19 protein-coding genes are annotated in these 26,354 nt (G+C 71.3%); 6 read left to right on the top strand and 13 right to left on the bottom strand.

Annotated features, from left to right (window positions below; all coding sequences use genetic code 11):
* Positions 1-71: 71 nt before the first annotated feature.
* The gene (locus ACIQBL_RS04115; RefSeq protein ID WP_401936499.1) at positions 72-668 is read right to left on the bottom strand and encodes a M48 family metallopeptidase; all 597 of its coding nucleotides are present in this window, start codon (positions 666-668) and stop codon (positions 72-74) included.
* 218 nt (positions 669-886) lie between these two features.
* Here ACIQBL_RS04115 and ACIQBL_RS04110 point away from each other — a divergent pair, with 218 nt between their 5' ends.
* Positions 887-2,101, top strand: a complete 1,215-nt coding sequence (locus ACIQBL_RS04110) for a TOMM precursor leader peptide-binding protein (protein WP_401936496.1) — start codon at positions 887-889, stop codon at positions 2,099-2,101.
* A complete protein-coding gene (locus ACIQBL_RS04105; protein WP_401936493.1) occupies positions 2,094-3,467 on the top strand; it encodes an ABC1 kinase family protein in 1,374 nt (457 codons plus the stop codon). Before ACIQBL_RS04110 ends, ACIQBL_RS04105 begins: the two co-directional genes overlap by 8 nt.
* A 25-nt stretch (positions 3,468-3,492) precedes the next feature.
* Here the strand turns inward: ACIQBL_RS04105 and ACIQBL_RS04100 are convergent, their stop codons facing one another.
* The 5 genes from ACIQBL_RS04100 to ACIQBL_RS04080 all read right to left on the bottom strand — a co-directional run bounded on the left by ACIQBL_RS04100 (position 3,493) and on the right by ACIQBL_RS04080 (position 7,389).
* The gene (locus ACIQBL_RS04100) at positions 3,493-3,702 is read right to left on the bottom strand and encodes a hypothetical protein (RefSeq protein WP_401936490.1); all 210 of its coding nucleotides are present in this window, start codon (positions 3,700-3,702) and stop codon (positions 3,493-3,495) included.
* A gap of 135 nt (positions 3,703-3,837) precedes the next feature.
* Positions 3,838-4,164 carry a hypothetical protein gene (locus ACIQBL_RS04095; RefSeq protein WP_401936487.1) on the bottom strand — a complete coding sequence of 109 codons (327 nt, stop codon included), beginning with the start codon at positions 4,162-4,164 and terminating at the stop codon, positions 3,838-3,840.
* Positions 4,161-4,529, bottom strand: a complete 369-nt coding sequence (locus tag ACIQBL_RS04090) for a WhiB family transcriptional regulator (protein ID WP_019072119.1) — start codon at positions 4,527-4,529, stop codon at positions 4,161-4,163. The genes ACIQBL_RS04095 and ACIQBL_RS04090 overlap by 4 nt, the downstream gene beginning before the upstream one ends.
* 172 nt (positions 4,530-4,701) lie before the next feature.
* The gene (locus ACIQBL_RS04085; RefSeq protein WP_401936484.1) at positions 4,702-5,022 is read right to left on the bottom strand and encodes a hypothetical protein; all 321 of its coding nucleotides are present in this window, start codon (positions 5,020-5,022) and stop codon (positions 4,702-4,704) included.
* A gap of 168 nt (positions 5,023-5,190) precedes the next feature.
* A complete protein-coding gene (locus tag ACIQBL_RS04080; RefSeq protein ID WP_401936481.1) occupies positions 5,191-7,389 on the bottom strand; it encodes an ATP-dependent DNA helicase UvrD2 in 2,199 nt (732 codons plus the stop codon).
* A 184-nt stretch (positions 7,390-7,573) separates the two neighbouring features.
* Here ACIQBL_RS04080 and ACIQBL_RS04075 point away from each other — a divergent pair, with 184 nt between their 5' ends.
* A complete protein-coding gene (locus ACIQBL_RS04075; protein WP_043674592.1) occupies positions 7,574-7,816 on the top strand; it encodes a mycoredoxin in 243 nt (80 codons plus the stop codon).
* Here the strand turns inward: ACIQBL_RS04075 and ACIQBL_RS04070 are convergent.
* The 6 genes from ACIQBL_RS04070 to ACIQBL_RS04045 all read right to left on the bottom strand — a co-directional run bounded on the left by ACIQBL_RS04070 (position 7,794) and on the right by ACIQBL_RS04045 (position 18,799).
* Positions 7,794-8,504 (bottom strand): class I SAM-dependent methyltransferase, encoded by a 711-nt coding sequence (locus ACIQBL_RS04070; protein ID WP_401936478.1) that lies wholly within the window; start codon positions 8,502-8,504, stop codon positions 7,794-7,796. The genes ACIQBL_RS04075 and ACIQBL_RS04070 overlap by 23 nt on opposite strands.
* Positions 8,505-8,522: 18 nt before the next feature.
* Positions 8,523-9,467: an NAD(+) diphosphatase gene (gene nudC / locus ACIQBL_RS04065; protein ID WP_366433825.1), complete on the bottom strand. Its 945-nt coding sequence runs from the start codon at positions 9,465-9,467 to the stop codon at positions 8,523-8,525.
* 157 nt (positions 9,468-9,624) lie between these two features.
* A complete protein-coding gene (locus ACIQBL_RS04060) occupies positions 9,625-11,037 on the bottom strand; it encodes a dipeptidase (RefSeq protein WP_401936475.1) in 1,413 nt (470 codons plus the stop codon).
* A gap of 10 nt (positions 11,038-11,047) precedes the next feature.
* Positions 11,048-14,593, bottom strand: coding sequence for a UvrD-helicase domain-containing protein (locus ACIQBL_RS04055; protein ID WP_401936472.1), 3,546 nt, complete (start codon positions 14,591-14,593; stop codon positions 11,048-11,050).
* A 100-nt stretch (positions 14,594-14,693) separates the two neighbouring features.
* Positions 14,694-18,155, bottom strand: a complete 3,462-nt coding sequence (locus ACIQBL_RS04050; RefSeq protein WP_401936469.1) for a UvrD-helicase domain-containing protein — start codon at positions 18,153-18,155, stop codon at positions 14,694-14,696.
* A 257-nt stretch (positions 18,156-18,412) separates the two neighbouring features.
* Entirely contained in the window at positions 18,413-18,799 is a 387-nt protein-coding gene (locus tag ACIQBL_RS04045; RefSeq protein WP_401936466.1) for an MGMT family protein, read from the bottom strand.
* Between the two features lie 186 nt (positions 18,800-18,985).
* On the opposite strand from ACIQBL_RS04045, the gene ACIQBL_RS04040 reads away from it, so the two are divergent.
* The 3 genes from ACIQBL_RS04040 (at position 18,986) to ACIQBL_RS04030 (ending at position 25,054) form a co-directional block, all read left to right on the top strand.
* Positions 18,986-21,727 (top strand): YbhN family protein, encoded by a 2,742-nt coding sequence (locus ACIQBL_RS04040; RefSeq protein WP_401936463.1) that lies wholly within the window; start codon positions 18,986-18,988, stop codon positions 21,725-21,727.
* Positions 21,728-21,823: 96 nt separating this feature from the next.
* Positions 21,824-23,368, top strand: coding sequence for an alpha/beta hydrolase (locus tag ACIQBL_RS04035; protein ID WP_401936461.1), 1,545 nt, complete (start codon positions 21,824-21,826; stop codon positions 23,366-23,368).
* Positions 23,369-23,506: 138 nt separating this feature from the next.
* Positions 23,507-25,054 (top strand): alpha/beta hydrolase, encoded by a 1,548-nt coding sequence (locus ACIQBL_RS04030; protein ID WP_401936459.1) that lies wholly within the window; start codon positions 23,507-23,509, stop codon positions 25,052-25,054.
* A gap of 101 nt (positions 25,055-25,155) precedes the next feature.
* On the opposite strand, the gene moeZ is transcribed toward ACIQBL_RS04030, so the two are convergent.
* A complete protein-coding gene (gene moeZ, locus ACIQBL_RS04025; RefSeq protein WP_401936457.1) occupies positions 25,156-26,334 on the bottom strand; it encodes an adenylyltransferase/sulfurtransferase MoeZ in 1,179 nt (392 codons plus the stop codon).
* Positions 26,335-26,354: the final 20 nt, after the last annotated feature.

Genomic DNA, 26,354 nt, shown 5'->3' with positions numbered 1-26,354 from the left:
AGGCTAACGGCAATCTCTGACACCGGAGGAAGTCGGTACAGACCCGGTACACAAACCCCCGCAGAGGGCCGTCACTCGTCGCGGGTGCTCGGCGGATGGGGCAGCCGCTCGGCCGCGACCACCCCTTCGAGGTACCCCTTGGCCCGCTCGGTGCGCGGATAGGCCTCCAGGAGGCGCCAGAAACGCGGACCGTGTCCGGGCACCAGGAGATGCGCGAGTTCGTGCAGCAGGACGTAGTCGACGACGTACTCGGGCATCCCCTGCAGCCGGTGGGAGAGGCGGATGCTGCCCTCGGAGGGCGTGCAGGAGCCCCAGCGCGTGTTCTGGTTGGTGACCCAGCGCACCGAGGTGGGCCGGGCGCGGCCGTCGAAGTACTGGGCCGACAGGCGCTCGGCGCGCTCGGCCAGCTCTGTGTCACCGAGCACGCGTTTGCTTTCCTGGGCGGCCAGCTTGTCGAGCATGACGGTGACCCAGCGCTTCTCCTCCGCCTCGGACATCCGGGCGGGGATGAGCACGACGGTGCGATCGCCCTCGCGGTACGCGGAGACCGTTCTGCGCCGACGCGCACTCCTGCGGACCTCGATCGCGCTCGCCCCCGAGCCGCTTGGCGGCTGGCTCGTCGTACGGCGCTGTGGTTTTCCGGCGCTGTGCAGTGGGTCGGCGGGCACGCCACGACGTTACCCTCTGCACACGCGGGAAGTCCCGCCCCTGGGACGGTTCGGTGTAGATCCACCACCGAGCGTTTGATTCGTACGACGAATACCCCCAGCCTGTGGACAACTTTCGGCGCCCGACGTCCGGGCCGGGCAGGCTGGCATCGCCGGCGGGGCACGGACCAGCTCCACCGGCACCCAGGACGTACTTCCTAGGGCTACGGGGGCCTGTCATGCATCCGATGGTGAAGCCCGCGCTGCGGCGCGGCTGGCGCGATCTCAACACCGTGCAGTTCGGGATGACACCGGCGCACGCGATGACGCTGGGCCCGATGGACACGGCGACAGGTAGTTTCCTCGACCTGCTCAACGGCACGCGCGGCCTGCCGCTCCTGCGCGAAGAAGGCCGGCGGATGGATCTGTCCGAGGGGCATGTCGACCAACTGGTGGAGCGGCTCACGCACGCGGGCCTGCTCGACGACGCGAAAGGGGGCGGTCCTGCGGCCGATGCGCTCCGCGCAAAGAAGGACGTCCTCGACCGGCTGCGCCCGGACCTCGCGTCGCTCTCCCTGGTCACCGGCGAGCCGGGCGCGGCGATGGGCCGTCTGGCGGCACGGCGCGGACTGCGCGTGCAGGTGAGAGGCGCGGGCCGGGTGGGCGCGGTGCTGGCGGCGCTGTTGTCGGGTGCGGGCGTCGGCGGGGTCGACGTGCGCGACGGCGGGCACACCGAGCCCTGGGACGTCGCTCCGGGCGGGCTGCCCGCCGAGGCCGTCGGCGAGCGCAGGGACGAGGCGGCGCGGCGCGCGGTACGCCGGGCGGCACCGGGACGTCCACCGCGCCGCACCTCGCACTCCGCGCCGGAGAAGAGCGACCCGGGTTACTCCCTGGTGATCCTCGCCCCGCGCGACGACGTCGCCGTGCACGCGCCCGACCCGGCCGCCGCCGAGGACCTGATCGCCTCGGGGACACCGCATCTGTACGCCGGTGTCGTGGAGGGCACAGGAATCGTGGGCCCGCTGGTGCTACCGGGTGAGACGGCCTGCGCGGGCTGCCTGCACCACGCCCGCACCGACCGGGATCCGACCTGGCCGCGTCTGGTCGCGCAATGGCGCTCCGGAAGACAGCCCCAGGTGCGGCCCTGCGATCTTGCGCTGGCCACGACCGTCGCCGGGCTGGCGGCCTCGCACGCGCTCGTCTTCCTGGACGGGCAGTCGCCGTCGAGCGCGGGCGCTCGGTGGGAGGTCTCGCTCCCCGCTCTGCACTGGCACGCACGACCGGTCTGGGCGCATTCCGCGTGCCCGTGCGGAGCCGCGGAGAAAGGTAAGGAGGGACACACCTCTACGGACGAGGATCGACACGCGACAATGGCAGGGAACCGGCCGTCGAGGGATGTGCGCCGTAAGGCAGACTCGGCCCGGCCGGCCGGGACTTGGAGGGCGCATGTCTGATCTTCCCCGCAAGGCGGTCACCCGTACCGCCAAGCTCGCCGCGCTCCCGCTCGGCTTCGCCGGGAGAGCGACGTGGGGGCTCGGGAAACGGATCGTGGGCGAGTCCGCGGAGATCGTCGGCCGTGAACTGCAACAGCGCACGGCGGAGCAGCTGTTCAAGGTGCTCGGCGAGCTCAAGGGCGGTGCGATGAAGTTCGGGCAGGCGCTGTCCGTCTTCGAGTCGGCGCTGCCCGAGGAGGTCGCCGGTCCCTACCGTGCCGCGCTGACCAAGCTCCAGGAGGCGGCGCCGCCGATGCCGACGCGCACCGTGCACGGGGTGCTCCAGGAGCGGCTCGGCGAGGACTGGCGTGAGCTGTTCCTGGAGTTCGAGGACAAACCGTCGGCCGCCGCGTCGATCGGCCAGGTGCACCGGGCCGTGTGGCACGACGGCCGCGAGGTCGCGGTCAAGGTGCAGTACCCGGGCGCCGGCGAGGCCCTGCTGTCCGACCTCACCCAACTGAGCCGTTTCGCCCGCCTGTTGGGCCCGCTCATCCCCGGGATGGACATCAAGCCCCTCATCGCCGAACTCCGCGACCGGGTCTCCGAGGAGCTGGACTACGGCCTGGAGGCACAGGCCCAGCGGGTCCACGCGGAGGAGTTCGAGGACGACCCGGATGTCGTGGTGCCCGCCGTGGTCCACCAGTGCGACCAGGTCCTGGTCACGGAGTGGATCGACGGGATTCCGCTGTCGGAGGTGATCGCCGACGGTACTAAGGAGCAGCGCGACCGGGCAGGCCAGCTCCTGGCCCGCTTCCTCTTCTCCGGCCCGGCCCGCACCGGTCTCCTGCACGCGGACCCGCATCCGGGCAACTTCCGTCTGCTGCCCGCCGACCCGGACGGCAAGGGCGACTGGCGCCTGGGTGTCCTGGACTTCGGCACGGTCGACCGCCTCCCCGGCGGTCTGCCGACTCCCATCGGGAACTCCCTGCGCATGACGCTCGACGGCGACGCCGAGGCGGTCTACGAGCTGCTGTGCACGGAGGGCTTCGTCAAGGAGTCGATAGAGCTGGACCCGGACGCCGTCCTGGACTACCTCGTGCCGATCATCGAGCCGGCGCAGGCCGACGAGTTCACCTTCAGTCGCGGCTGGATGCGCAGCCAGGCCGCCCGCATCGCCGACCCGCGCTCCCCCGCGCACCAGTTGGGCAAGCAGCTCAACCTGCCTCCGGCGTACCTCCTGATACACCGAGTGACATTGAGCACAATCGGTGTCCTGTGCCAGTTGGGCGCGACGGTACGGCTGCGCGACGAGTTGGAGGAGTGGCTGCCGGGGTTCGTGCCGGAGGACCCGGACGAGTACGAGGAGGCACCCGCGGCGGAGGCGTGAGCCGAACCGCGAGTGCCCCGCGGCCCTACCACCAGGCCGAGTCCAGCCGTCCCTCGATCGCCCTGAGGTTCTCCCTGGCGCAGGTGTCGCAGAGGTAGTGGCGGGTTCCGTTCTCCACGGAGCAGGTCCAGGTGAGCTGCGGGCCTTCGGAACGAGTGCCGCAGCGGGCGCACACGAGGGGCTGGGGCTCCGCGGTGGAGGCACTGGTGTCACTGCCTCCGGGAAGACTCGTCACGCGGCGACCATATCGCCGTGCCCGGGGATCGGCGGGCAGAACGCACCGCGGGGGCCGGTCCGTTCGGACGGACCGGCCCCCGCGGGGAGCATTCGCCTCCCGGGGTAGGGAGGCCACCGCTTCAGGTGTGATCGGTTACTGCATGACCGCCATGGCGAGCGCACGGCGGGCACGCATCGAGGCGCGCTCGGCCCGGCGCTGCATCCGGCGGGCGGTCACCAGGCGCACGGCCCGGCGTTCCCGCTCGGCCTCGTGCAGGCGCTCGTGCATATGCGCACGGGCCAGGGCTTCTGGGATGAGTTGCATCTCTCGGGTCCTGTTCTGGCGCGACTCGGTCGCACCCGGGGTGGTGAAGTCTGGGATCGCGGAGCCCGCGGGCTCGCTGGGCGTGGACGGCTTCATCGGGGCCTGCTTCTTGGGGTCGTGCGTGAGGGGGCGGTCGATCGTTCCGAAGGTGTTCATGCCGTGACCGGGTTCTTGCGCGGACGGCCACGGGGCCGCTTGCGGGCCACGACGACACCCTGGACGAAGAGCTCGCCACCCCAGACGCCCCAGGGCTCACGCCGCTCCTTGGCACCGGCGAGGCAGGCCTCGATCAGCGGGCAGGTGCGGCAGAGGGACTTGGCGTACTCGACATCGGCCGGCGACTCGGCGAAGAAGACCTCCGGGTCGTAGGAACGGCAGGGGACGGGTACGCCGAGGTTCTCGATGGCGTCGTCGAGCGCGGTGAGCGCAGTGAGGGGAGTCAAGGTGGAGTCCTCCGTGAGGCCGGGCGGGGGGATCGTTTCGGAAGGCGGTACGGACGGGGCGTGCGCTTCGAGTTGCACGGTTGTTCTTCCTCGTCTGGTCGGTCCGGCCCTGTTGGGCCGGGTGTCGGCTGGTACCGGGTTCTTTTCTTGTCCCGAGGCCCCTTCGCTCCGTCCTCCCCGTTCGGGGAAAACAGAAGGGCCGCGGATCCCGGGTGGGGTTCCGCGGCCCTGAAGGCGCCGGCCTGATCGATCAGGCTGGATCACTCCAGGGTTCTGGCCCACGGAAGGCCCACATCTGGTGGTGCTGCGTCGTCGTCTGCTTCCGGCCTCCGGCACCGGCCGCAAAGGCATAGGCCTGCGCCTGTGCCGCTACTGCTTCCAGTGCCTTGGTCGGTCGCTCATTGCGCTCACGGATGGGAAGCACCGCGAGAGACAGGGCGGACGCCGGACGGGCGGCAGGAATGCCGGACAGACCGGTGCCCAGGTTCGAAACGCCGAGCATGCACAGGGAGACGACCGAGGGATCGGTCATTTTCACGGTGCTGACGGAGCTGGTGTTGATGCTGATCACTGGAATCGCCTCCTCTCGGCGTCTCGGGGGACCGGGGGTGAGACCGGTCCTTCGGATATGTAAGTACAGCACGGAATCAGGGCCTTCGAGAAGGCCCCCTGTTCCCGTGCCTAAGAACCTATGGGGATTGCTGGGGCATGCGCAAACTATTTTCTCGACGAGTTTCCCTCAGTCCCCCGCGACACCCTCCGCAGGCTCCTGACCGCCGCAGATGGCCAGGACATCGGCCCCGTAGCGGTTGAGTTTGCGCGCGCCGACGCCGGGGATCCGGGCGAGCTCGCCGTCGTCGTCGGGGACGGTCTCGGCGATCGCCATCAGCGTCTTGTCGGTGAAGACGCAGAAGGCGGGCTGACCGCTGCGCTTCGCCTGCACCTCCCGCCACTCCCGCAACCGCTCGTAGAGACCCTCGTCCATGTCCGAGGGGCAGTCCTCGCAGCGCATCAGCTTCATCTCGCCGGCATCCGTGAGCGTGCGGCCGCAGACGCGGCAGCGGGCCGGGGTGCGCTGCGTCCGCCGCGGGACGGCTTTGGGACCGCTGCCCTGGTAGCCGCGCTCGATGCCCCCGGGGGCGACCGTGCCCGGTCTGCCCGCGGCGCCGGTCGAGCCGGGGCGCAGACCGTCCAGGAAGCGGCTGGGGCGGCGGCTGGGGCGGCCTCCGGGCGAGCGGGACAGGGCCCAGGAGACGTGGAGCCGTTCCCTGGCGCGAGTGACTCCGACGTAGAGGAGGCGGCGCTCCTCCTCGATCTGCTCGTCCGTCTTGGCGTAGGTGATCGGCATCATGCCCTCGGCGACACCGACCAGGAACACGACGTCCCACTCCAGGCCCTTGGCCGAGTGCAGGGAGGCGAGAGTGACGCCCTGGACGGTCGGGGCGTGCTGGGCGTTGGCCCTCTCGTCGAGTTCGGCGACCAGGTCGGCGAGGGTGGCTCCGGGTTTGGCCGCGGCGAAGTCCTGGGCGAGATTGACCAGGGCCGCGAGCGACTCCCAGCGCTCTCTGACGGCGCCGGAGCCGGCCGGGGGCTCCGAGGTCCACCCCTCGCCCGAGAGGACGGCACGGACCTGCGAGGGCAGGTCGATGACGTCGTCGAGCAGCGAGTCGTTGCCCCCGAAGCGGGCCGCGCCGCGCAGGGCCACACCGGCCTTGCGCACCTCGGGGCGGTCGAAGAACCGCTCGGCGCCGCGCAGTTGGTAGGGGACTCCGGCGTCGGCGAGGGCCTGTTCGTAGGTCTCGGACTGGGAGTTCGTACGGAACAGGATCGCGATCTCGCTCGCCGGGACTCCCGCGTCCGTGAGGTCTCGGATGCGGCGGGCGGCACCCTCGGCCTCGGCGGGTTCGTCGGTGTACTCGGCGTAGACGGGCTCGGGGCCCGCAGCGCGCTGGGAGATCAGCTCCAGCCTATGGTCGGCGGCACGGCCGTGCGCCTGGGAGAGCAGGCCGTTGGCGAGGTGGACGACCTGAGGTGTGGAGCGGTAGTCGCGGACCAGCTTGACGACGGTGGCGCCGGGGTGGCGGGTGCGGAAGTCGAGAAGGTGGTCGGGGGTGGCTCCGGTGAAGGAGTAGATCGTCTGGCTGGCGTCGCCGACGACGCACAGGTTGTCGCGGTCGCCCAGCCACAGCTCCAGGAGGCGCTGCTGGAGCGGGCTGACGTCCTGGTACTCGTCGACCACGAAGTGCTGGTACTGCGAGCGGACCTGTTCGGCGATGTCGTGCCGGTCCTGGAGGACGGCGACGGTCAGCAGCAGGACGTCCTCGAAGTCGATGACCGCGCGGTCACGTTTGACCTCCTCGTAGGCGGAGTAGAGCTGGGCGATCTCGGCGGGGGCACGGGGGATGTCGCGGCCTGCCTTGGCCGCCGCGGCGGCGTAGTCGGAGGGAACGGTCTGGGTGACCTTGGACCACTCGATCTCCGCGGTGACGTCGCGCAGTTCGCCGCGGTCCAGGCGGATGCGGCAGGCCGCCGCCGCGTCGGCGACGAGCTGGATCTTGCGGTCGACGAGCCGGGGCATGCTGCCGCCGATCGCTTTCGGCCAGAAGTACTGGAGCTGACGCAGCGCGGCCGAGTGGAACGTACGTGCCTGGACGCCGGTGGCGCCGAGCTGGCGGAGCCGGCCGCGCATCTCGCCGGCCGCCCGGTTGGTGAAGGTGACGGCCAGCACGCTGGACGGCTGGAGGACTCCGGCGCGCACTCCGTAGGCGATCCGGTGGGTGATCGCCCGTGTCTTGCCCGTGCCGGCACCCGCCAGCACGCACACCGGACCGCGCAGGGCGGTCGCCACCTCGCGTTGCTCGGGGTCGAGCCCTTCGAGCACCGCGTCGGCCGAGTCCGGTACCTGCGGGAACAGGGAGGAGTGCGTTGCTGCTGTCACACGGCCATGCTGCCAGGTCGCCGGAGACGGGTGAGCCGGTTGTCCACAGGGAGGCACCCGCAGTCGTACTAATGCGGCAGGCGTCACGTCCTGCGGGATACCCCCGGCGGGAATGGCGGCCGTGTCGCGTACGTTTCCCCCACAGCGAGCACCCATCCCCCGAGCTGTTGAGGAGCGCGAGAAGATGTCGGGCACTGTGACGATGTACAGCACCACGTGGTGCGGTTACTGCCGCCGGCTGAAGAGCCAGATGGACCGCGAGGGAATCACGTACAACGAGATCAACATCGAGCAGGACCCGGCTTCCGCGGCGTTCGTCGAGAAGGCGAATGGCGGAAACCAGACGGTGCCCACCGTACTGTTCGCGGACGGTTCGACGCTCACGAACCCTTCGTTGGCCCAGGTCAAGCAGAAGATCGGCGCCTGAACGACGGTCGGCGCGCGCAGCTCCGCAGAAGGCGGTCCCTGATGTCAGGGGCCGTCTTCTTGTCGTTCGTGACACCTCGTCCGCCGCACGCGACCGGCTTGTCCCACACGGCCACATAGCGCCACAGGAGCCGTCGCCGGAACCGGGCGCCGGGCAGCAGGCGCCGAACGGCTTCCCTGGCCTCTCCCCAGCACATGGCCGAGTCCTCGACGGGCATGCCGACGGGTCCGCGTTTCCCGCCGTTCCGGCGCGCCAGGAACCGGCTGACGGGCAGCCCGCAGCCGCTGATCACCCAGTCCAGGAACGTCCGGTTGTACGCCAGGCCGACGATCACCAGTCGGCCGCCGGGTGCGAGCAGACTGACCAGCCGTCCTACGGCGTCCTCGAACTCCGTGTGGTGGACGACGGCGACCGCGCTGACGAAGTCGTACTTGCCGTCGTCGAGTGAGGTGCCGTCGAGGTAGTCCGCCTCCAAGAAGGTGACGTTCTCCGGTACGTCCGTGCGGGCGAGCCGGATCATCTGCGGGGAGCGGTCGACGCCCGTCACGGATCCGGCCCTGCTCGCCAGCTTGCGGGCGAGCAGGCCGTCTCCGCAGCCGGCGTCCAGGGCGGCGCGGCAGCCGTCGGGCACGGCGTCGACCACCACGGGGTGGTAGTGGACGTTGTGGTTCCAGTACGGGTCCCGCATCCGTGCCCCCTGGTCGCCTCAGACGAAGGTTCGCGTCGGCAGCGGCTTGCCGTACCAGAGCTCGATCAGTCGGGCCGCGATCGAGATGCCGTACGGGGGCAGTACCTCTTCGGACTCGAAGGCGGCGCGCAGTTCCTCCCGGGAGAACCAGCGGGCCTCGTGGATCTCGTCGCCGTCGACGTTGATGTCGGTCGAGGTGGCACGGGCCATGAAGCCCAGCATGAGGCTGGACGGGAAGGGCCAGGGCTGGCTGGCGACGTACTCGACGTGGCCGACGGTGATGCCTGCCTCCTCGAAGACCTCGCGGCGCACCGACTGCTCGATGGACTCGCCGGGCTCCACGAAGCCGGCGAGTGTCGAGAAGCGGCCCTCGGGCCAGTGGACCTGGCGGCCGAGCAGGATGCGGTCCTCCTCGTCGGTGACGGCCATGATCACGGCGGGGTCGGTGCGCGGGTAGTGTTCGGCGCCGCAGGCCGGGCAGCGGCGGATGTGGCCGGCCGCCGCGATCACCGTGCGCTCGCCGCAGCGGGAGCAGAAGCGGTGCAGGCGCTGCCAGTTCTCCAGGGCGACCGCGTGCACCATCAGGCCCACGTCCCGGGGCGACAGCAGGAGGCCGGCCTCGCGCAGGCCCGCGGGGCGTGCCGACTGGTCGATGCGGCCGGGGAGGGCGTCCTTCTGGAGGGCGAAGTAGCTGACGCCGTCGTCGTCGGTGCCCAGGAAGTAGCGGTGCGCCTCCGTGAGGGGGGCTTCGAAAGAGGGCGTCATGACGAGTTCGGTCTTGCCGTCGGGTGTCTCGTCGATGAGGGCCTGGCCGCCGGAGACCACGAAGCAGCGGGTGGTGGGGTGGCTCCACGCCGCCGCGAGCCAGGCCTCGTCGAGCCGGTGGTGGGCGGCTCGGTCGATGCCGCTCGGGGCGGTGAGCGAGATGGGTCGGTCGGCTGTGTGGTCGGTCCAGGTGGTCACGGGTGCTTCCAACTCCCCCGGCAATGCGGATTGTTTCGGCGGGCGGTTCAGCGGGACGTTCGGCAGGAGGCGACCGGGTTCCGGCGGGGACGGGGTGGGCGGGGCGGTTGTTCCAGTGTGCCCCGTGCGTGTTGCCGGTCCGGATCGCGCGGGATCGTCAGGGCGCACGGCGCCAGGTGTCGGCCAGGTCCCCCCACAGGTGGGCGGTGGTTTCGACGCCCTTCAGGAGAAGGTCGAGTTCGACCTTCTCGTTCGGGGCGTGCCAGCCGTCGGAGGGGACGGAGATGCCCAGGAAGAGGACGGGTGCTGCGAGGACTTCCTGGAGGTCGGCGGCCGGTCCGGAGCCGCCCTCGCGGGTGAAGAGGACCGGCTTCTCGAAAGCGCGGCCCATGGCGCGGACGACGGACTGCAGGGCCGGGTGGTCCAGGGGCGTCAGGCACGGGCGCGTGGCCGCGCTGAACGTGATCTCCTGGCGGATTCCTGCGGGCACCTGCTGGGCGGCCCAGGCTCGGACGACGTTCTCGATGTGGTCGGGGTCCTGTCCCGCGACCAGCCGGAAGGAGAGCTTCACCATGGCCGAGGACGGGACGATCGTCTTGCTGCCCGGGCCTTGGTAGCCACCGCCGATGCCGTTGACCTCGGCGGTGGGGCGGGCCCAGAGGCGCTCCAGGGTGGTGTGTCCGGCCTCTCCGTGGGTGGCGTGCGACTTGGCGGTGCGCAGCCACTCCTTCTCGTCGAAGGGCAGTGCGGCGAAGAGTTCGCGCTCCTGGTCGGTGAGTTCGACGATGCCGTCGTAGAAGCCGGGGACCGCCACGCGTGCGTGCTCGTCGTGGAGTGCGGCCACGAGGCGGGCGGCGGCGGTCGCCGGGTTGGGCACTGCGCCGCCGAAGGAGCCGGAGTGGATGTCCTGGTCGGGGCCGTGCAGCCGGATCTCGCACTCGGCGAGGCCGCGCATGCCGGTGCACACCGTGGGGGTGTCCTCGGCCCACATGCCGGTGTCGGAGACGATCACGGCGTCGGCGGTGAGCCGGTCGGCGTGCTCCTCGACGAGCGCCCGGAAGTGCGGGGAGCCGGACTCCTCCTCGCCCTCGACGAGCAGCTTCAGGTGGACGGCCGGGGTGGTGCGGCCGGTGGCGGCGAGGTGGGCGCGGACGCCGAGCGTGTGGAAGAACACCTGGCCCTTGTCGTCGGCGGCCCCGCGCGCGTAGAGGCGGTTCTCGCGGACGACGGGCTCGAAGGGCTCGCTGTCCCAGCCGTCCTCGCGGGCGGCGGGCTGGACGTCGTGATGGCCGTAGACGAGGACCGTGGGTGCCTCGGGGTCGTCTGAGGGCCACTCGGCGAAGACGGCGGGGGCGCCGGGGGTCGGCCAGACCTCGACGGTCGGGAAGCCTGTCTTCCGAAGTGCGGCGGCGAGCCAGTCCGCGCTGCGTCGGACGTCGGGCGCGTGCTCGGGCTGGGCCGACACGGACGGGATGCTCAGCCACTCGGCGAGGTCGTCGAGGAAGACCCCGCAGTGCTGCTCGATGTACGTGCGGACCGCGCTGACGGCACTGTCAACGGTGTGGCTCATGGTCACGAGCCTATCGGCCCGCACTGACATCCTCGGTGGGCGGTTCCTCACAGTTTGCTTGCGCGCCCGGCTCCTCCAGCAGCAGCCGCTCCAGTGCGGCCCGGTCCGGGAGGCCTTCCGGACGGACGACCTCGCCGCCGCGCACATACAGGAACGCGGCCGTGACCGCCTCCAGGGGCACACCCTGCCGCTCGGCCCAGGCCACCCGGTAGATCGCGAGCTGGAGCGGGTCGGCGGTGCGGGTGCGGCTGGTCTTCCAGTCGAGGATCTCGTACGTCGCCGCGTCGCCGTCGCCCTGCTTGTAGACGGCGTCGATACGGCCCCGTACGACGCGGCCGGCGATCGCGAGCTCGAAGGGGCTCTCGACTCGGTAGGGCGTGCGCCGGGCGTACTCGGTGCGCTCGAAGGCGTCCTTGAGGGCCTCCAGGTCACGTTCGTCGGCGATCTCGGCGTCGCTGCCGGGCAGTTCCTCGGGCTCCAGCATGGGCAGGGTCAGCGCTTCGAAGCGTGATTCCACCCAGGCGTGGAAGCGGGTGCCCCGACGTGCGGCGGGTTGTGGGGGGTGCGGCATGGGGCGCGCGAGTTCCTGCGCGAGCCCGTCGGGGTCGGCCGCGAGGAGGAGCAGCTGGGTGGCGGTCAGCGAAGCGGGCAGGGGTACGTCGGTGACGCTCCGGCGGGCGCGCAGGAGTTCGCCGGTGAGGGCGTCGAGGTCGCGGTCCCAGGAGGCGATGGCGCGGGCTTCCTCGGGGGTGAGGGGCGTGCCGGGCGGTTCCGCGGGGTGCGGGAGTGCGCCCCCTGGCGCACTGGAGTGTTCGGCCGGGTGGGGGGCCGTCGCCTGGTGCGGGACGGTCGGGCGGTCCGTGGTCCAGGCGTCCCAGTCGGCGGGGTCGTCCTCCGGGAGGCCGTCTTGGGCATCGAGGGGGACTTCTTCATAAGGAGGCTCGTCGTAGGGCGGTTCGTCGTCCTCCGGGGGTGGGGGCCAGTCCTGGTCGTCGTGGGTGTTCGGGTCGTGTGTCGCCGCAGGGTGGCCTTCGTCGTGGGAGGCGAGGTACTCCAGGTGGTCCATGACCATCTTGGCGGCCTGGTGGCGATGGGCCATCGCCGTGTCGTCCAGGGGCAGTGGCCAGGCCTGGTCGGCGGTGGCCGCGTGCAGGGCCGGGTTCTCCTCGCCCTCCTCGGGCTGGTCCGCCCAGGCCTCGATCTCGCCGTGTCCGGCCGCGCAGTGGTCGTACAGGGCCTGGAGGAAGTCGGAGGGGCCGCGGGGCTTCTTCTGGGTGGGTCCCCACCAGTGGCCGGAGCCGAGCAGCAGGGAGCGGGGGCGGGTGAAGGTGACGTAGCCGAGGCGGAGTTCCTCGGTGTGCTGGTGGTCCTTCATTGCCTCGTGGAAGGCCTTCAGGCCCTTGGAGTCCCAGGAGGCCACGTCCGGCAGGGTGGCGGTGTCGCCGCGCAGTGCGTGCGGCAGGACCTTGCCCTGGGCGGTCCATTTCTCGCGGCCCTGGCTGCTGGGGAAGGTCCCGGTGACCAGGCCGGGGACGGCCACGACGTCCCACTCCAGGCCCTTGGACTTGTGCGCGGTGAGGACCTTGACGGTGTTCTCGCCACCCGGGAGGGCGTTGTCGAGGCCCTTCTCGTACTGGGCGGCGGTCCGCAGGAAGCCGAGGAAGGCGAGCAGGGTCGCCTCGCCGTCGCCCGCGGCGAAGGAGGCGGCGACGTCCAGGAAGTTCGACAGGGTCTCGCGGCGGCGGGCGGCCAGGGCGTGCGGTGACGCCGCCAGTTCGACCTCCAGGCCGGTGACGGCGAGGACGCGGTGCAGGACGTCCATCAAGGGGTCGGACAAGGAACGGCGCAGGTCACGCAGTTCGGTGGCCAGGCGGGCGAAGCGCACGCGCGCGTCCGGCGAGAAGGGCAGCCCGTCGTCGTCCCCGTGGCCGTCGCTGCCGTAGAGGGGTGTCTCCAGGAACGTGTCGAGGGCGTCGGCGAGCGATATCACCTCGGAGGGGTCGACCCCCTCGACGGCCTCGGCGAGTCGGCGGTCCGGGTCGTCGTCGGCCCCCACGCGTGTGTGCGCCACGAGGAGCCGGGCGCGCCGTCCCAGCAGGGCGAGGTCGCGGGGGCCGATGCGCCAGCGCGGGCCCGTCAGCAGCCGGACCAGGGAGGCGTTGGCGCCGGGGTCCTGAAGGACTTCGCAGACGGCGACGAGGTCGGCGACCTCGGGGAGGTGCAGCAGCCCGGAGAGCCCGACCACCTCGACCGGGATGTCGCGGGCCACGAGGGCGCCCTGGATCTCGGCGAAGTCGGTGGCCGTCCGGCACAGGACGGCGATCTCGCCGGGCGCCTTACCGGTCCGTACGAGGTGGGCGATGGAGTCGGCGAGCCAGGCGGTCTCCTCGGCGTGGGTGGGCAGCAGCGCGCAGCGCACCATGCCGTCGCGCTCGGCGCCGGGGGCCGGGCGGAGGGCCTCCACGCCCGCGTGCATGGCGCGCAGGGGTTCCGCGAGGCCGTTGGCCAGGTCGAGGAGGCGGCCACCGCTGCGGCGGTTCTCGCTGAGCGCCTGGCGGGCGGCGAGGTGGCCGTCGGCGTGGGCGAAGTGCTCGGGGAAGTCGTCGAGGTTGGCGACGGACGCGCCGCGCCAGCCGTAGATCGCCTGGCAGGGGTCGCCGACGGCGGTCACCGGGTGGCCCGTGCCGGCGCCGAACAGGCCTGCCAGGAGGATGCGTTGGGCGACCGAGGTGTCCTGGTACTCGTCGAGCAGCACCACCCGGAACTCGTCGCGCAGGATCTCGCCGACCTCGGGCCGGGTGCGGGCCAGGGTCGCGGAGAGGGCGATCTGGTCACCGAAGTCGAGCAGGTCGCGCTCGCGCTTGGCGGCCCGGTAGCGGCTCACCAGCTCGGTGAGTTCACGGCGGGCGGCGGCCGCCTCGGGAACCTTGCGCAGCTCGGCGTTGCTGAGCTTGCGGCCTTCCAGCGCGCGCAGCAGCTCGGCGTCGTAGGCGCGCAACTTCTCAGGGTTTACGAGGTGTTCGGACAGCTCGCCGTCAAGGGTGAGGAGGTCACTGACGAGGTCCGGGAAGGAGCGGGTGAGCGCCGGATAGGGGCCGGGGGCTTCGCGCAGCACGCGCGCGGCGAGCTGGAAGCGGGTGGCGTCGGCGAGCAGGCGGGACGTCGGTTCGAGGCCGATGCGCAGGCCGTGGTCGGTCAGGAGGCGGCCCGCGAAGGCGTGGTACGTCGAGATCACCGGCTCGCCCGGGGGGTTGTCCGGGTCGATGACGTCGGGGTCGGTGACGCCCGCCTTGATCAGCGCCTTGCGGACGCGCTCGGCGAGTTCACCGGCGGCCTTGTTGGTGAACGTCAGGCCGAGGACCTGCTCGGGGGCGACCTGGCCGGTGCCGACCAGCCACACCACGCGGGCGGCCATCACCGTCGTCTTGCCCGACCCGGCTCCGGCCACGATCACCTGCGGGGCGGGCGGCGCGACGATGCAGGCCGTCTGCTCCGGGGTGAACGGGATGCCGAGGAGCTCCTTGAGCTGATCGGGATCGGTGATACGGGCGGGCATGTCGGAGAGGCTAGCGGCGGCCACTGACAGTCGAGGACCAATCGCCCTCAGGGGAAGAAGAAGCGCAGGTCAGCACATGTGGTGCGATACGTCACGCGGGTTACTCGACCACGTGCCGTCCTTCGGGCCGGGCGCTGCACGAGGCCCGGAACGCGCAGTGCGCGCAGTGCTGGCCGGCCGTGGGCGTGAACCGTTCGTCGAGGACCTTGCCCGCGGCCGTGGCGAGGAGTTCACCGGCCCACTCCCCCTCCAGGGGCTCCTGGGCCTGCACCTTGGGCAGGGTCTCGCCGCCGTCCCGTTGCGCGGCGCCCTGGCGCAGCTGGACGAGTTCCGCGCCGCCCGGTTCGGGGCGCACGCCGTCGAAGGCCTCGTCCACGGCGCCTTCCTGGACGGCGAGTTGGTAGACAGCGAGCTGGGGATGGCGCTCCACCTCGCGGGCGGTCGGCGTCTGCTTGCCGGTCTTGAAGTCGACGACGTAGGCGCGTCCTTCGCCGTCCGTCTCGACGCGGTCCATGGAGCCTCGGATGCGCACTTCGTAGTCGCCCGCTTCGAGGGTGACGTCGAAGTCGTGCTCACTGGCGACCGGCGTACGACCGGTGCGGACACCATTGGAGTCGACGTGCCACTTCAGGAAGCGTTCAAGCGCCACGCGCGCGTTGTCCTTCTCCTGCGCCGACTTCCAGGGGGCGTCGAAGGCGAGCGCGTTCCACACGGTGTCGAGGCGCTCCATGAGGACGGCCAGGTCGGCGGGGGTGCGTCCGGAGGCGACCTCGTCGGCGAGGACGTGCACCACGTTGCCGAAGCCCTGGGCGGCGGTCGCGGGCGCGTCGGCCTTCACCTCGCGGCCCAGGAACCATTGCAGGGCGCAGGTGTTGGCGAGCTGGTCGAGGGCGCTTCCGGAGAGCACGACGGGCTGGTCGCGGTCGCGCAGCGGCACCTTGCTCTCGGTCGGCTCGAACATGCCCCACCAGCGGTACGGGTGCGCGGAGGGGACCAGCGGGCGGCCGTCCTCGTCGGCGAGCGCGGCCAGCCTGGCCAGCCTTCGCGCGGCGGCCTCCCTGAGGGTGTCGGACACGCGCGGGTCGACGGTCGTGGCGCGCAGTTCGGCGACCAGCGCGGCGACCGACAGCGGGCGGCGCGGGCGGCCGGTGACGTCCTTGGGCTCGACGCCGAGTTCCGTGAGGAAGCGGGACGGCTGGTCGCCGTCGTCCGCGGGTGCCTTCACGGCGGTGACGACGAGGCGTTCACGCGCGCGCGTGGCGGCGACGTAGAACAGGCGGCGCTCCTCGGCGAGCAGGGCGCCCGGGGTGAGGGGTTCGGCGAGTCCGTCGCGGCCGATGCGGTCGGCCTCCAGGAGCGAGCCGCGTCGGCGCAGGTCCGGCCACAGGCCCTCCTGGACACCGGCCACGACGACCAGGCGCCACTCCAGACCCTTGGAGCGGTGCGCGGTCATCAGGCGTACGGCGTCGGGGCGTACGGCGCGTCGCGTGAGCGTGTCGGCGGCGATGTCCTCGGCGTCGATCTCCTCCAGGAAGTTGAGGGCGCCGCGGCCTCCGGTGCGCTCCTCCGCGCGGGCCGCGGTCGCGAACAGCGCGCAGACGGCGTCCAGGTCTCGGTCCGCGTTGCGCCCGGCCGCGCCGCCGCGCCGGGCGGACCGCTCCAGGCGCCCGGGCCACGGCGTGCCCTGCCAGAGGTCCCACAGCGCCTCCTCGGCCGTACCGCCGCCCGCCAGGCGCTCTCGTGCCTTGCGCAGCAGCGCCCCCAGGCGCTGGGCTCCACGCGCGTATGTGGGGTCGTGCGCGACCAGCCGCTCCGGCTCGGCCAGCGCCCGCGCGAGCAGCTCGTCCGAGGGCGGCGGCACGGCGTTGCCACCGGCGCGCTCCTCCTCGCGCAGCGCCCGGCCCAGGCGGCGCAGGTCGGCTGCGTCCATGGCGGCGAGGGGGGAGGCGAGCAGGGCGAGGGCGGTTTCGGTGTCGAGCCAGGCGGGGCGAGCGGGTTCCTCGGAATCGGCTTCCGCCGTGGCCTGTTCTTCGCCGGCTTCCGCCACCGCGTCTGCGTCGTCGGATTCCGCCACGGCCTGTTCAACGCCGGCTTCCCCGACCGCGTCTACGTCGTCGGCCTCCCCGGCGGCTCGCAGGGCTTCGGTGTCGGCCTCGGGCCGTGCCACGGCTTCCGCTGTCGCCACCGCTCGCAGTGCCGTCAGCAGCGGTGCCACCGCCGGTTCGTGGCGCAGGGGCAGGTCGTCGCCGTCGATGTCCAGGGGGACGCCGGCCGCCGTGAGGGCGCGTCGGACCGTGGGGATCGTCCGGGAGCCGGCGCGCACCAGGACGGCCATGTCGCTCCAGGGGACGCCGTCCTCCAGGTGTGCCCTGCGGAGGATGTCGGCGATGTTGTCGAGTTCCGTGCCGGGGGTCGGGTACGTGTACACCTCGACGCGGCCACCGTCCCGTACTGGGGACAGCTCACGGTGGGCGCGCACCTTCTGTGCGGGGAGCCGGGTCAGGGGCATGCGCTGGGTCAGCAGCCGGGTGGCGGTCAGCACGGCGGCGGCGGAGCGACGGGAGGTCCGGAGTACCTCCACGGGGGCCGGACTGCCGTCCGCGCGCGGGAATGCGCTCGGGAAGTCCAGGATGCCGTTCACGTCGGCTCCCCGGAACGTGTAGATCGACTGGTCGGGATCGCCGAAGGCGACGAGGGTGCGGCCACCGCCGGCGAGGGCGTGCAGCAGGCGTACCTGCGCCGGGTCGGTGTCCTGGTACTCGTCCACGAACACGGCGTCGTACTGCGCGGCGAGCCGTTCCGCGACTTCGGGGCGGTGCGCGAGGAGCACCGCGCGGTGGACGAGTTCGGCGTAGTCGAGCACTCCTTGGAGGTCGAGTACGTCGAGGTACTCGGCGAGGAACGCGGCGGCGGCTCGCCAGTCGGGGCGGCCGATACGGCGGGCGAAGGCGTCCAGGGCGCGGGGGTCCAGGCCCAGTTCGCGGCTGCGGGCGAGGACCGCGCGGACCTCGTCGGCGAAGCCGCGGGTGGTGAGGCAGGCCCGCAGTTCGTCCGGCCAGCGCACATGGGCGAGGCCGAGCCGCTCCAGGTCGGGCTGGCCGGCGAGCAGTCCGCGTACGGCGACGTCCTGTTCGGGGCCGGACAGCAGCCGTAGGGGCTCGACGAACAGGTCGCTGTCCTGGTGGGCGCGGACCAGGGCGTAGCAGAACGAGTGGAAGGTGGTCGCGCGGGGCGCGCGGGCGGCTCCGATGCGCAGCGCCATGCGGTCGCGCAGTTCGACGGCCGCCTTGCGGCTGAACGTCAGCACGAGGATGCGCGCGGGGTCACCTCCCCGGGCGATCCGTGCCGCGACGGACTCCACGAGTGTGGTGGTCTTGCCGGTGCCCGGACCTGCGAGGACGAGGAGTGGACCGGTCTCGTGGTCAACCACCGAGCGCTGTGGCGCGTCCAGGTGGGGGGGAGCCGGTCGGGTCGGCGGGGTACGCACCAGTCGGTAAGCGCCACGGTTCCCCTGTCGCACCTGGGGGTGCGACAGGCGCCTGGTGGAGGAAGAGGAGCTCACGTGGTTCGCCGGTCCTGGTGGGTGTGCTGGTTGCTGGACCATCGCGCGTGGAGGGCGGTGGTCGCGGGGTGAGGGGGACACGTGCCGCCGACGCTACGCCGACGGGCCGTACGGAAGCAGGGCTTCCCCTTCTTCCCTCACGGCTCGCGCGACCCTCGCGTCCCTCGCCCCTCGAACGTACGGCATGCCACGCACGTGCCGGGTTTCCCCCGTACGGGCCACAGGTCGCCCCGGGGCGCGTCCGATGGCGGAAGCTGTCAGGTGTGACCGTCCGTGCGCTCGCCGCCGTCCCATCGCGCCCGTTTCATGTCGACACGGGGCAGGTGGCCCTCGGCGGCCCTGCCGGCCTCCTTCAGGGGGGTGCCCTCCGCGCGGTAGTGGTCGAGCGCCTCCAGTTCGTGGCCGGGGAGCAGCACGCCGTCCGCGCGGACGACCCGCCACCACGGAACGACTCCTCCGTAGAGGGCCATCACGCGGCCGACCTGGCGCGGACCGCCCTCCTCCAGCCACTCGGCGACGTCGCCGTACGTCATGACGCGCCCGGGCGGAATCCGTTCGGCCACGTCGAGGACCCGCTCCGCGTACTCGGGCAGCGCGTCGTCGTGCTCCGGGCCGACACCGTTCGGAAGGCTCTCCTCGCTCATCCGCCCCATCCTGCCGCACCCCACCGACAATGCGACGCGCTGGCGACCATGGGTATCCCTCGCCCTGGAGCGGCGCGTGCGGCAGACTGTGCGCCCCCGCATTTGCACCCTGATGCCCCCGTGTGTCGGTGGGGCATGCCACCATCGTGCGGGCGGTGACCGGTGATACGAGATCAAGAAGAGACGATGAAGCAGCAGGGTGTGCATCCCGAGGACGCGGAGGGCACCTCTGACGCTGCGTCGCGCCCGGACACCGCCGACGCCAACGAGCAGGACGCCACGGAGGGGCCCACCGAAGCGGCGGCCCCCGGTCTCGACGACTGCGACGACGACACACACGCCGAAGAGGTCGAGGGCGACGAACCGCTGCTCCCCGCGCGCGTGCACCGCCCCTCCGATCTCATGCGCCTCCTGGTGGGTTTTCTCGCGATCGTCGTACTGCTGGCGATCGCCGCGTTCGCGCACGGCACGACCTCGGGGCTCGAACAGGACATCAACAAGGGCACCGGGCAGGCGCCCGACCTGCTGATCAAGATCGCGGGGCTGGCCTCCAGCATCGCCATTCTGCTGGTGCCGGTCGCCTTCGCGATCGAGCGGCTGATCAAGCGGGACGGGCTGCGCATCGCCGACGGCGTGCTCGCGGCGGTCCTCGCGCACGGCGTGACCCTCGCCACGGACCTGTGGGTCGCCAAGGCCGCCCCGGGCTCGATCCAGGAGGCGCTCACCCAGCCCTCCCCCGGCGACATCCACGCCCTCACCGATCCGGTGCACGGCTATCTGGCGCCCGTCATCGCCTACATGACGGCCGTAGGCATGTCCCGGAGGCCGCGCTGGCGCTCCGTGCTGTGGATCGTGCTGCTGCTCGACGCCTTCTCGATGCTGGTCACCGGGTACACGACACCGTTCTCGATCATCCTGACGGTGCTGATCGGCTGGACCGTGGCCTACGGGACGCTGTACGCGGTGGGCTCGCCGAACGTCAGGCCCACCGGCCGGACGCTGATGGCGGGCCTGCGGACGGTCGGCTTCCATCCCGTGGGCGCGGCCCGCGAGGAGGCCGTCGACACGGAGAACGGCGACCGCGGCCGACGCTACTTCGTCACCCTGGAGGACGGTCCACCGCTGGACGTCACCGTGGTCGACCGGGAACAGCAGGCCCAGGGCTTCTTCTACCGCGCGTGGCGCAATCTGACGCTGCGCGGCTTCGCGACCCGCAGCAGCCTCCAGTCGCTGCGCCAGGCGCTGGAGCAGGAGGCCCTGCTCGCGTACGCGGCGATCGCCGCCGGGGCCAACGCCCCGAAGCTGATCGCGACCTCGGAACTCGGCCCCGACGCGGTGATGCTCGTCTACGAGCACACCGGCGGACGCACCCTCGACTCGCTCGCGGACGAGGAGATCACCGACGAGCTGCTGCGCAACACCTGGCACCAGGTGCAGGCGCTGCAGTCGCGGCGCATCGCCCACCGCAGACTCGCGGGTGACGCGATTCTGGTGGATCGTTCCGGCACGGTGATCCTCACGGACCTGCGGGGCGGCGAGATCGCGGCCGGTGAACTGCTGCTGCGCATGGACGTCGCCCAGTTGGTGACGACGATCGGCCTGCGGGTGGGCGCCGAGCGCGCGGTGGCCTCGGCGGTCGATGTCCTCGGCCCCGACGCCGTGGCCGACTGTCTGCCGATGCTCCAGCCCATCGCCCTGACGCGCTCCACGCGCGCGACGCTGCGTCGGCTGTCCCGGGAGCGGGCCCAGCGGGAGCGCGACGCGATTCTCGAGGCGTCCCGGCAGACCCGGCTGGCCCGCGCGGAGGAGACCCCGGAAGGTTCCACGCCCGTACTCGAGAAGCCCGACAAGAAGGCTGTACGCGCGGAGCAGCGGGCCGAGAAGCGGGCCATCGACGAGGCGTTGGACGAGGCGCGCGAGGAGGATCTGCTCACCCAGATCCGTCACCAGGTACTGCTGATCAGGCCTCAGGCGCACGTCGAACCGGCCCGTCTGGAGCGGGTGCGGCCGCGCACGCTGATCAGTTTCATGGCGGGCGCGATCGGTGCCTACTTCCTGCTGACGCAGCTCACGCACATCGAGTTCGGTCCGCTCGTCGCCAACGCCCAGTGGGGCTGGGTGGCCGCGGCCGTGCTGTTCTCCGCGCTGAGCTACTTCGCGGCGGCGATGGCGCTCCTGGGGTTCGTGCCGGAGCGGGTGCCGTTCCTGCGGGCCGTGGCGGCGCAGGTCGCCGGGTCGTTCGTGAAGATCGTGGCACCGGCCGCGGTCGGCGGTGTCGCCCTGAACACGCGCTTCCTGCAGCGTGCCGGGGTGCGGCCGGGGCTCGCGGTGGCGAGTGTCGGCGCGTCGCAACTGTTCGGTCTCGGCTGCCACATCCTGATGCTGCTGTCGTTCGGCTATCTGACCGGCACCGAGAAGACGCCGTCCCTGTCGCCGTCCAGGACGGTCATCGCCGGTCTGTTGACGGTGGCAGTGCTGGTGCTCGTGGTGACCTCGGTGCCGTTCCTGCGGAAGTTCCTCGTCACGCGCGTGCGGTCGCTGTTCGCGGGCGTCATCCCGCGCATGCTCGACGTGCTGCAGCGGCCACAGAAGCTGGTCACCGGCATCGGCGGCATGCTGCTGCTGACGGCCTGCTTCGTGATGTGCCTGGACGCGTCGATCCGGGCGTTCGGCGACCAGTCGACGTCGCTCAGCCTGGCCAGCGTCGCCGTCGTCTTCCTCGCGGGCAACGCGCTCGGTTCCGCGGCCCCGACCCCGGGCGGTGTGGGCGCCGTCGAGGCGAGCCTGACCCTGGGTCTGATCGCCGTCGGCCTCCCCAAGGAGGTGGCCGCTCCGGCGGTGCTGCTGTACCGGCTGCTGACGCTGTGGATTCCGGTGCTGCCGGGCTGGCTGTTCTTCAACCACCTGTCCCGCAAGGGCGCCCTGTAGAGCACGCACGCGTACGCGCATACGGCACGCACGCGTGCGTACCTCGTACGGCCCGTGCCCCGAGCGCCGTGCCGTGTACGACCTCAGGATGGGTTCATGCCGAACCCTTCCCGGCTGCGTGCCGCTGCCCTGACCGCCACCGTCGTCCTGCTGTCCGCCACACTGGCGGGCTGCGGCGGCGACTCCAAGGACGAGGATCCGACGGCCCAGAAGCTGAGCTGGAAGGACTGCCCGGCCCCGTCCGAGTCCGAGGGCGGCGGCACCGCGCCGTCACCGCTGCCGAACGGCGGCAAGTGGCAGTGCGCCACCATGAAGGCACCGCTCGACTGGAGCAAGCCCAAGGGCGACACGATCGGGCTCGCGCTGGTCCGGGCGAAGGCCAGCGGTCCCGCGAACAAGAGGATCGGTTCGCTGGTCTTCAACTTCGGCGGCCCCGGGGGCTCGGGCGTCACCACGCTGCCCGCGTTCGGCACGGACTACGCGACCCTGCGCACCCGCTACGACCTGGTGAGCTTCGACCCGCGCGGGGTCGGCCGCAGCGCCGGCGTCACGTGCGAGAGCGACTCCCAGCTCGACCAGTACTTCCAGCAGGACGCGACCCCGGACACCTCGGCCGAGCGCACCAAGCTCCTGGCCAACACCAAGCAGTTCAACGCGGCCTGCGAGAAGAACTCCAAGAAGATGCTCCCCCAGGTGCGCACCACGGACGCGGCCCGCGACATGGACCTGATGCGCCAGGTCCTCGGCGACGACAAGCTGCACTACTTCGGCATCTCCTACGGCACCGAACTCGGCGGTGTCTACGCCCACTTGTTCCCCAAGCACGTGGGGCGAGCCGTCTTCGACGCGGTCGTCGACCCCACGCAGAACTCCGAACAGGGCTCCCTGGGACAGGCCAAGGGCTTCCAGCTCGCGCTCGACAACTTCGCCGACGACTGCACGTCGAAGACCACGGACTGCCCGGTCGGCAATACCGCGCAGGACGTCAAGGACCGCATCGCCAAGCTGCTCAAGAGCCTCGACAGCAAGCCGATCCCGGGCATCTTCCCCCGCCAGTTGACGCAGACCGCCGCGACCAACGGCATCGCGCAGGCGCTGTACTCCAAGGACTTCTGGGAGTACCTCACCGAAGGGCTCGAACAGGCCTACAGCGGTGACGGCAAGGTCCTCATGCTGCTGTCCGACTCGATGAACGGGCGCAGCGAGAACGGCGAGTACAGCAACATCACCGCGGCGAACGTCGCCATCAACTGCGCCGACGACAAACCGCGGTACACCGCCGACTACGTGGAGCGGAAGCTGCCCGAGTTCCGGGCCGCCTCCCCCCTCTTCGGCGACTTCCTGGCCTGGTCCATGGTCACCTGTACCGACTGGGCCGTGGCAGGCGCCGCCGATCATCCCGACGTAAGCGCGGCCGGGTCGGCGCCGATCCTCGTCGTGGGCAACACCGGGGACCCGGCCACCCCGTACGAGGGCGCGAAGAAGATGGTCGACGCGCTCGGCAAAGGCGTCGCGGTCGAGCTGACGTACAAGGGCCAGGGGCACGGGGCGTACGACAGCAAGAACAAGTGCGTGCAGAGCGCGGTGAACGGCTATCTCCTGAACGGGAAAGTCCCGGCGGCCGGCACCGTCTGCTCCTGACCTCACCCCCGAAATCCGAGCAAAAGCGCAGGTCAAACGGTTATCCACAGGCCGTCACGGGCTCGGCCCGCGCCGCCTACTATGGCCTGACCGCCATCCGCGGCGTGACGCGGACGGCCCGCGAGGGGGGAAATGCACATGGCGCGATTCGTACGGTGGACGGCCCTGTTGGCCGCCGCCGCACTGCTGACGGCCGGCTGTAGCAGCGGCTCGGCGGACGACGACAAGGGCGGCGCGGGGACGAGCGCCGCCGATCCGTCGACGGGCGACTCCACCTCTACGTCCGCGTTGCCCGCCTCGCTGACCGCGCAGAAGCCGGATTGGGGGCGCTGCAAGGCCACCGGCGACTCGGCCGCGCCGAGCAGCGACTGGCAGTGCGCGACGCTGAAGGTGCCGCTGGACTGGACGAAGCCGGGCGGCTCCACGATCGGGCTCGCGCTGATCCGCTCCAGGGCGACCGGCGGCGACCGCATCGGCTCGCTGCTGTTCAACTTCGGCGGTCCCGGCGGCTCGGGCGTCGACTACATGCCGTCGTACTCCACCACCGTGTCCGCGCTGCACGAGCGCTACGACCTGGTGAGCTGGGACCCGCGCGGGGTCGCCGCAAGCGAGGGCGTCCGCTGCCGCAGCGACAAGGCGATCCAGGCCGCCGAGGACATCGACGCCACGCCGGACACGCCGGCCGAGGAGAAGGCGTACTTCCAGGACGCCGTCGCCTTCGGCAAGGGCTGCGAGAAGGCCGCCGGGAAGCTGCTGGCGCATGTGTCGACGACCGACACGGCCCGCGACATGGACCTGATGCGCCAGGTGCTGGGCGACGCGAAGATGCACTACTTCGGCATCTCGTACGGCACCGAACTCGGCGGTGTCTACGCCCACTTGTTCCCGAAGAAGGTGGGGCGGCTGATCCTGGACGCGGTCGTCGACCCGAGCGCCGACTCGGTGGGCCACGCCCTGAACCAGACGAGGGGCTTCCAGCGGGCGCTGGACGACTACCTCAAGTCGACGGGGCAGGACCCGGACCAGGGCTCGCAGAAGATCGCGGCCCTGCTGAAGCGGCTCGACTCCACACCGCTGGCGACCACCTCCGGGCGGAAGCTGACCCAGACGCTCGCGCTGACCGGCATCGTCCTCCCGCTGTACAGCAAGGAGAGCTGGCCGACGCTGACCAGTGCCCTGGACTCGGCGGAGCAAGGGGACGGCTCGGAGCTGCTGGCGCTCGCCGACGGCTACAACGACCGTGACAGCGCGGGGCACTACGGCACGACGACCCATTCCCAACGGGTCATATCGTGCTTGGACGACAAGCAGCGGCCGACGCCCGCGCAGATGCAGAAGCTGCTGCCCGAGTTCGAGAAGGTCTCCCCGGTGTTCGGCGAGTTCATGGGCTGGGACACGGCCGGGTGGTGTCACGACTGGCCGGTGGCCGGGCAGTACGACACTCCGGAGGTCGGCGCGCCCGGCGCGGCGCCGATCCTGGTGGTCGGCAACACCGGGGACCCGGCGACGCCGTACGAGGGCGCCCGGAAGATGGTCGACGAGCTGGGCAAGGGCGTCGGTGTGGAGCTGACCTGGAAGGGCGAGGGCCATGGGGCGTACGGCAGTGGGAGCGACTGTGTCGACTCGACGGTGAACGCGTATCTGCTGAAGGGGACGGTGCCCGAGGACGGCAAGGTCTGCGCCTAGTAGCGCCTACGTCCGCCTGGACCACTGCCCGAATCTCTGCCCGAGCAGCGGAAAGGGGCCCGGCACCCGTGGTGCCGAGCCCCTCCTGGGAAGGTGTGCGTCTAGTAGACGGGCTTGTCGGGCTCGATCTGGTTGACCCAGCCGATCACGCCGCCGCCGACGTGGACCGCGTCCGCGAAGCCGGCGGACTTGAGGACGGCGAGGACCTCCGCACTGCGGACACCCGTCTTGCAGTGCAGGACGATCTTCTTGTCCTGCGGGAGGGTCGCCAGGGCGGTGCCCATGAGGAACTCGTTCTTCGGGATCAGCTTGGCGCCGGGGATCGAGACGATCTCGTACTCGTTGACCTCGCGGACGTCGATGATCTCGATGTTCTCGCCGTCGTCGATCCACTCCTTGAGCTGCTTGGGAGTGATCGTCGAGCCGGCGGCCGCCTGCTGGGCCTCCTCGGAGACGACGCCGCAGAAGGCCTCGTAGTCGATGAGCTCGGTGACGGTCGGGTTCTCGCCGCAGACCGCGCAGTCGGGGTCCTTGCGGACCTTGACCTGGCGGTACTGCATCTCCAGGGCGTCGTAGATCATCAGGCGGCCGACGAGCGGGTCGCCGACACCGGTGAGGACCTTGATCGCCTCGGTGACCTGGATGGAGCCGATGGACGCGCAGAGCACGCCCAGGACGCCGCCCTCGGCGCAGGAGGGGACCATGCCGGGGGGCGGGGGCTCCGGGTAGAGGCAGCGGTAGCAGGGGCCGTGCTCGGACCAGAAGACGGAGGCCTGGCCGTCGAAGCGGTAGATCGAACCCCACACGTACGGCTTGTTCAGCAGTACGGCGGCGTCGTTGACCAGGTAGCGGGTCGCGAAGTTGTCCGTGCCGTCGACGATCAGGTCGTACTCGCGGAAGATGTCCAGCACGTTCTCGGCTTCAAGCCGCTCCTCGTGCAGGACCACGTTCACGTACGGGTTGATGCCCAGCACGGAGTCGCGGGCGGACTCCGCCTTGGAGCGGCCGATGTCGGCCTGGCTGTGGATGATCTGGCGCTGCAGGTTCGACTCGTCGACCTCGTCGAACTCCACGATGCCGAGCGTGCCCACGCCCGCCGCGGCCAGGTACATCAGCGCCGGCGAACCCAGACCGCCGGCGCCCACACAGAGCACCTTGGCGTTCTTCAGCCGCTTCTGCCCGTCCATGCCCACGTCGGGGATGATCAGGTGGCGGGAGTACCTGCGGACCTCGTCTACGGTGAGCTCGGCAGCCGGCTCGACCAGGGGTGGCAGCGACACGGGGACTCCGTTGGTCGGTC

Source organism: Streptomyces sp. NPDC088350 (assembly GCF_044753545.1).
Lineage (GTDB): Bacteria > Actinomycetota > Actinomycetes > Streptomycetales > Streptomycetaceae > Streptomyces.
This window is presented reverse-complemented; position numbering and strand designations above follow the sequence as displayed.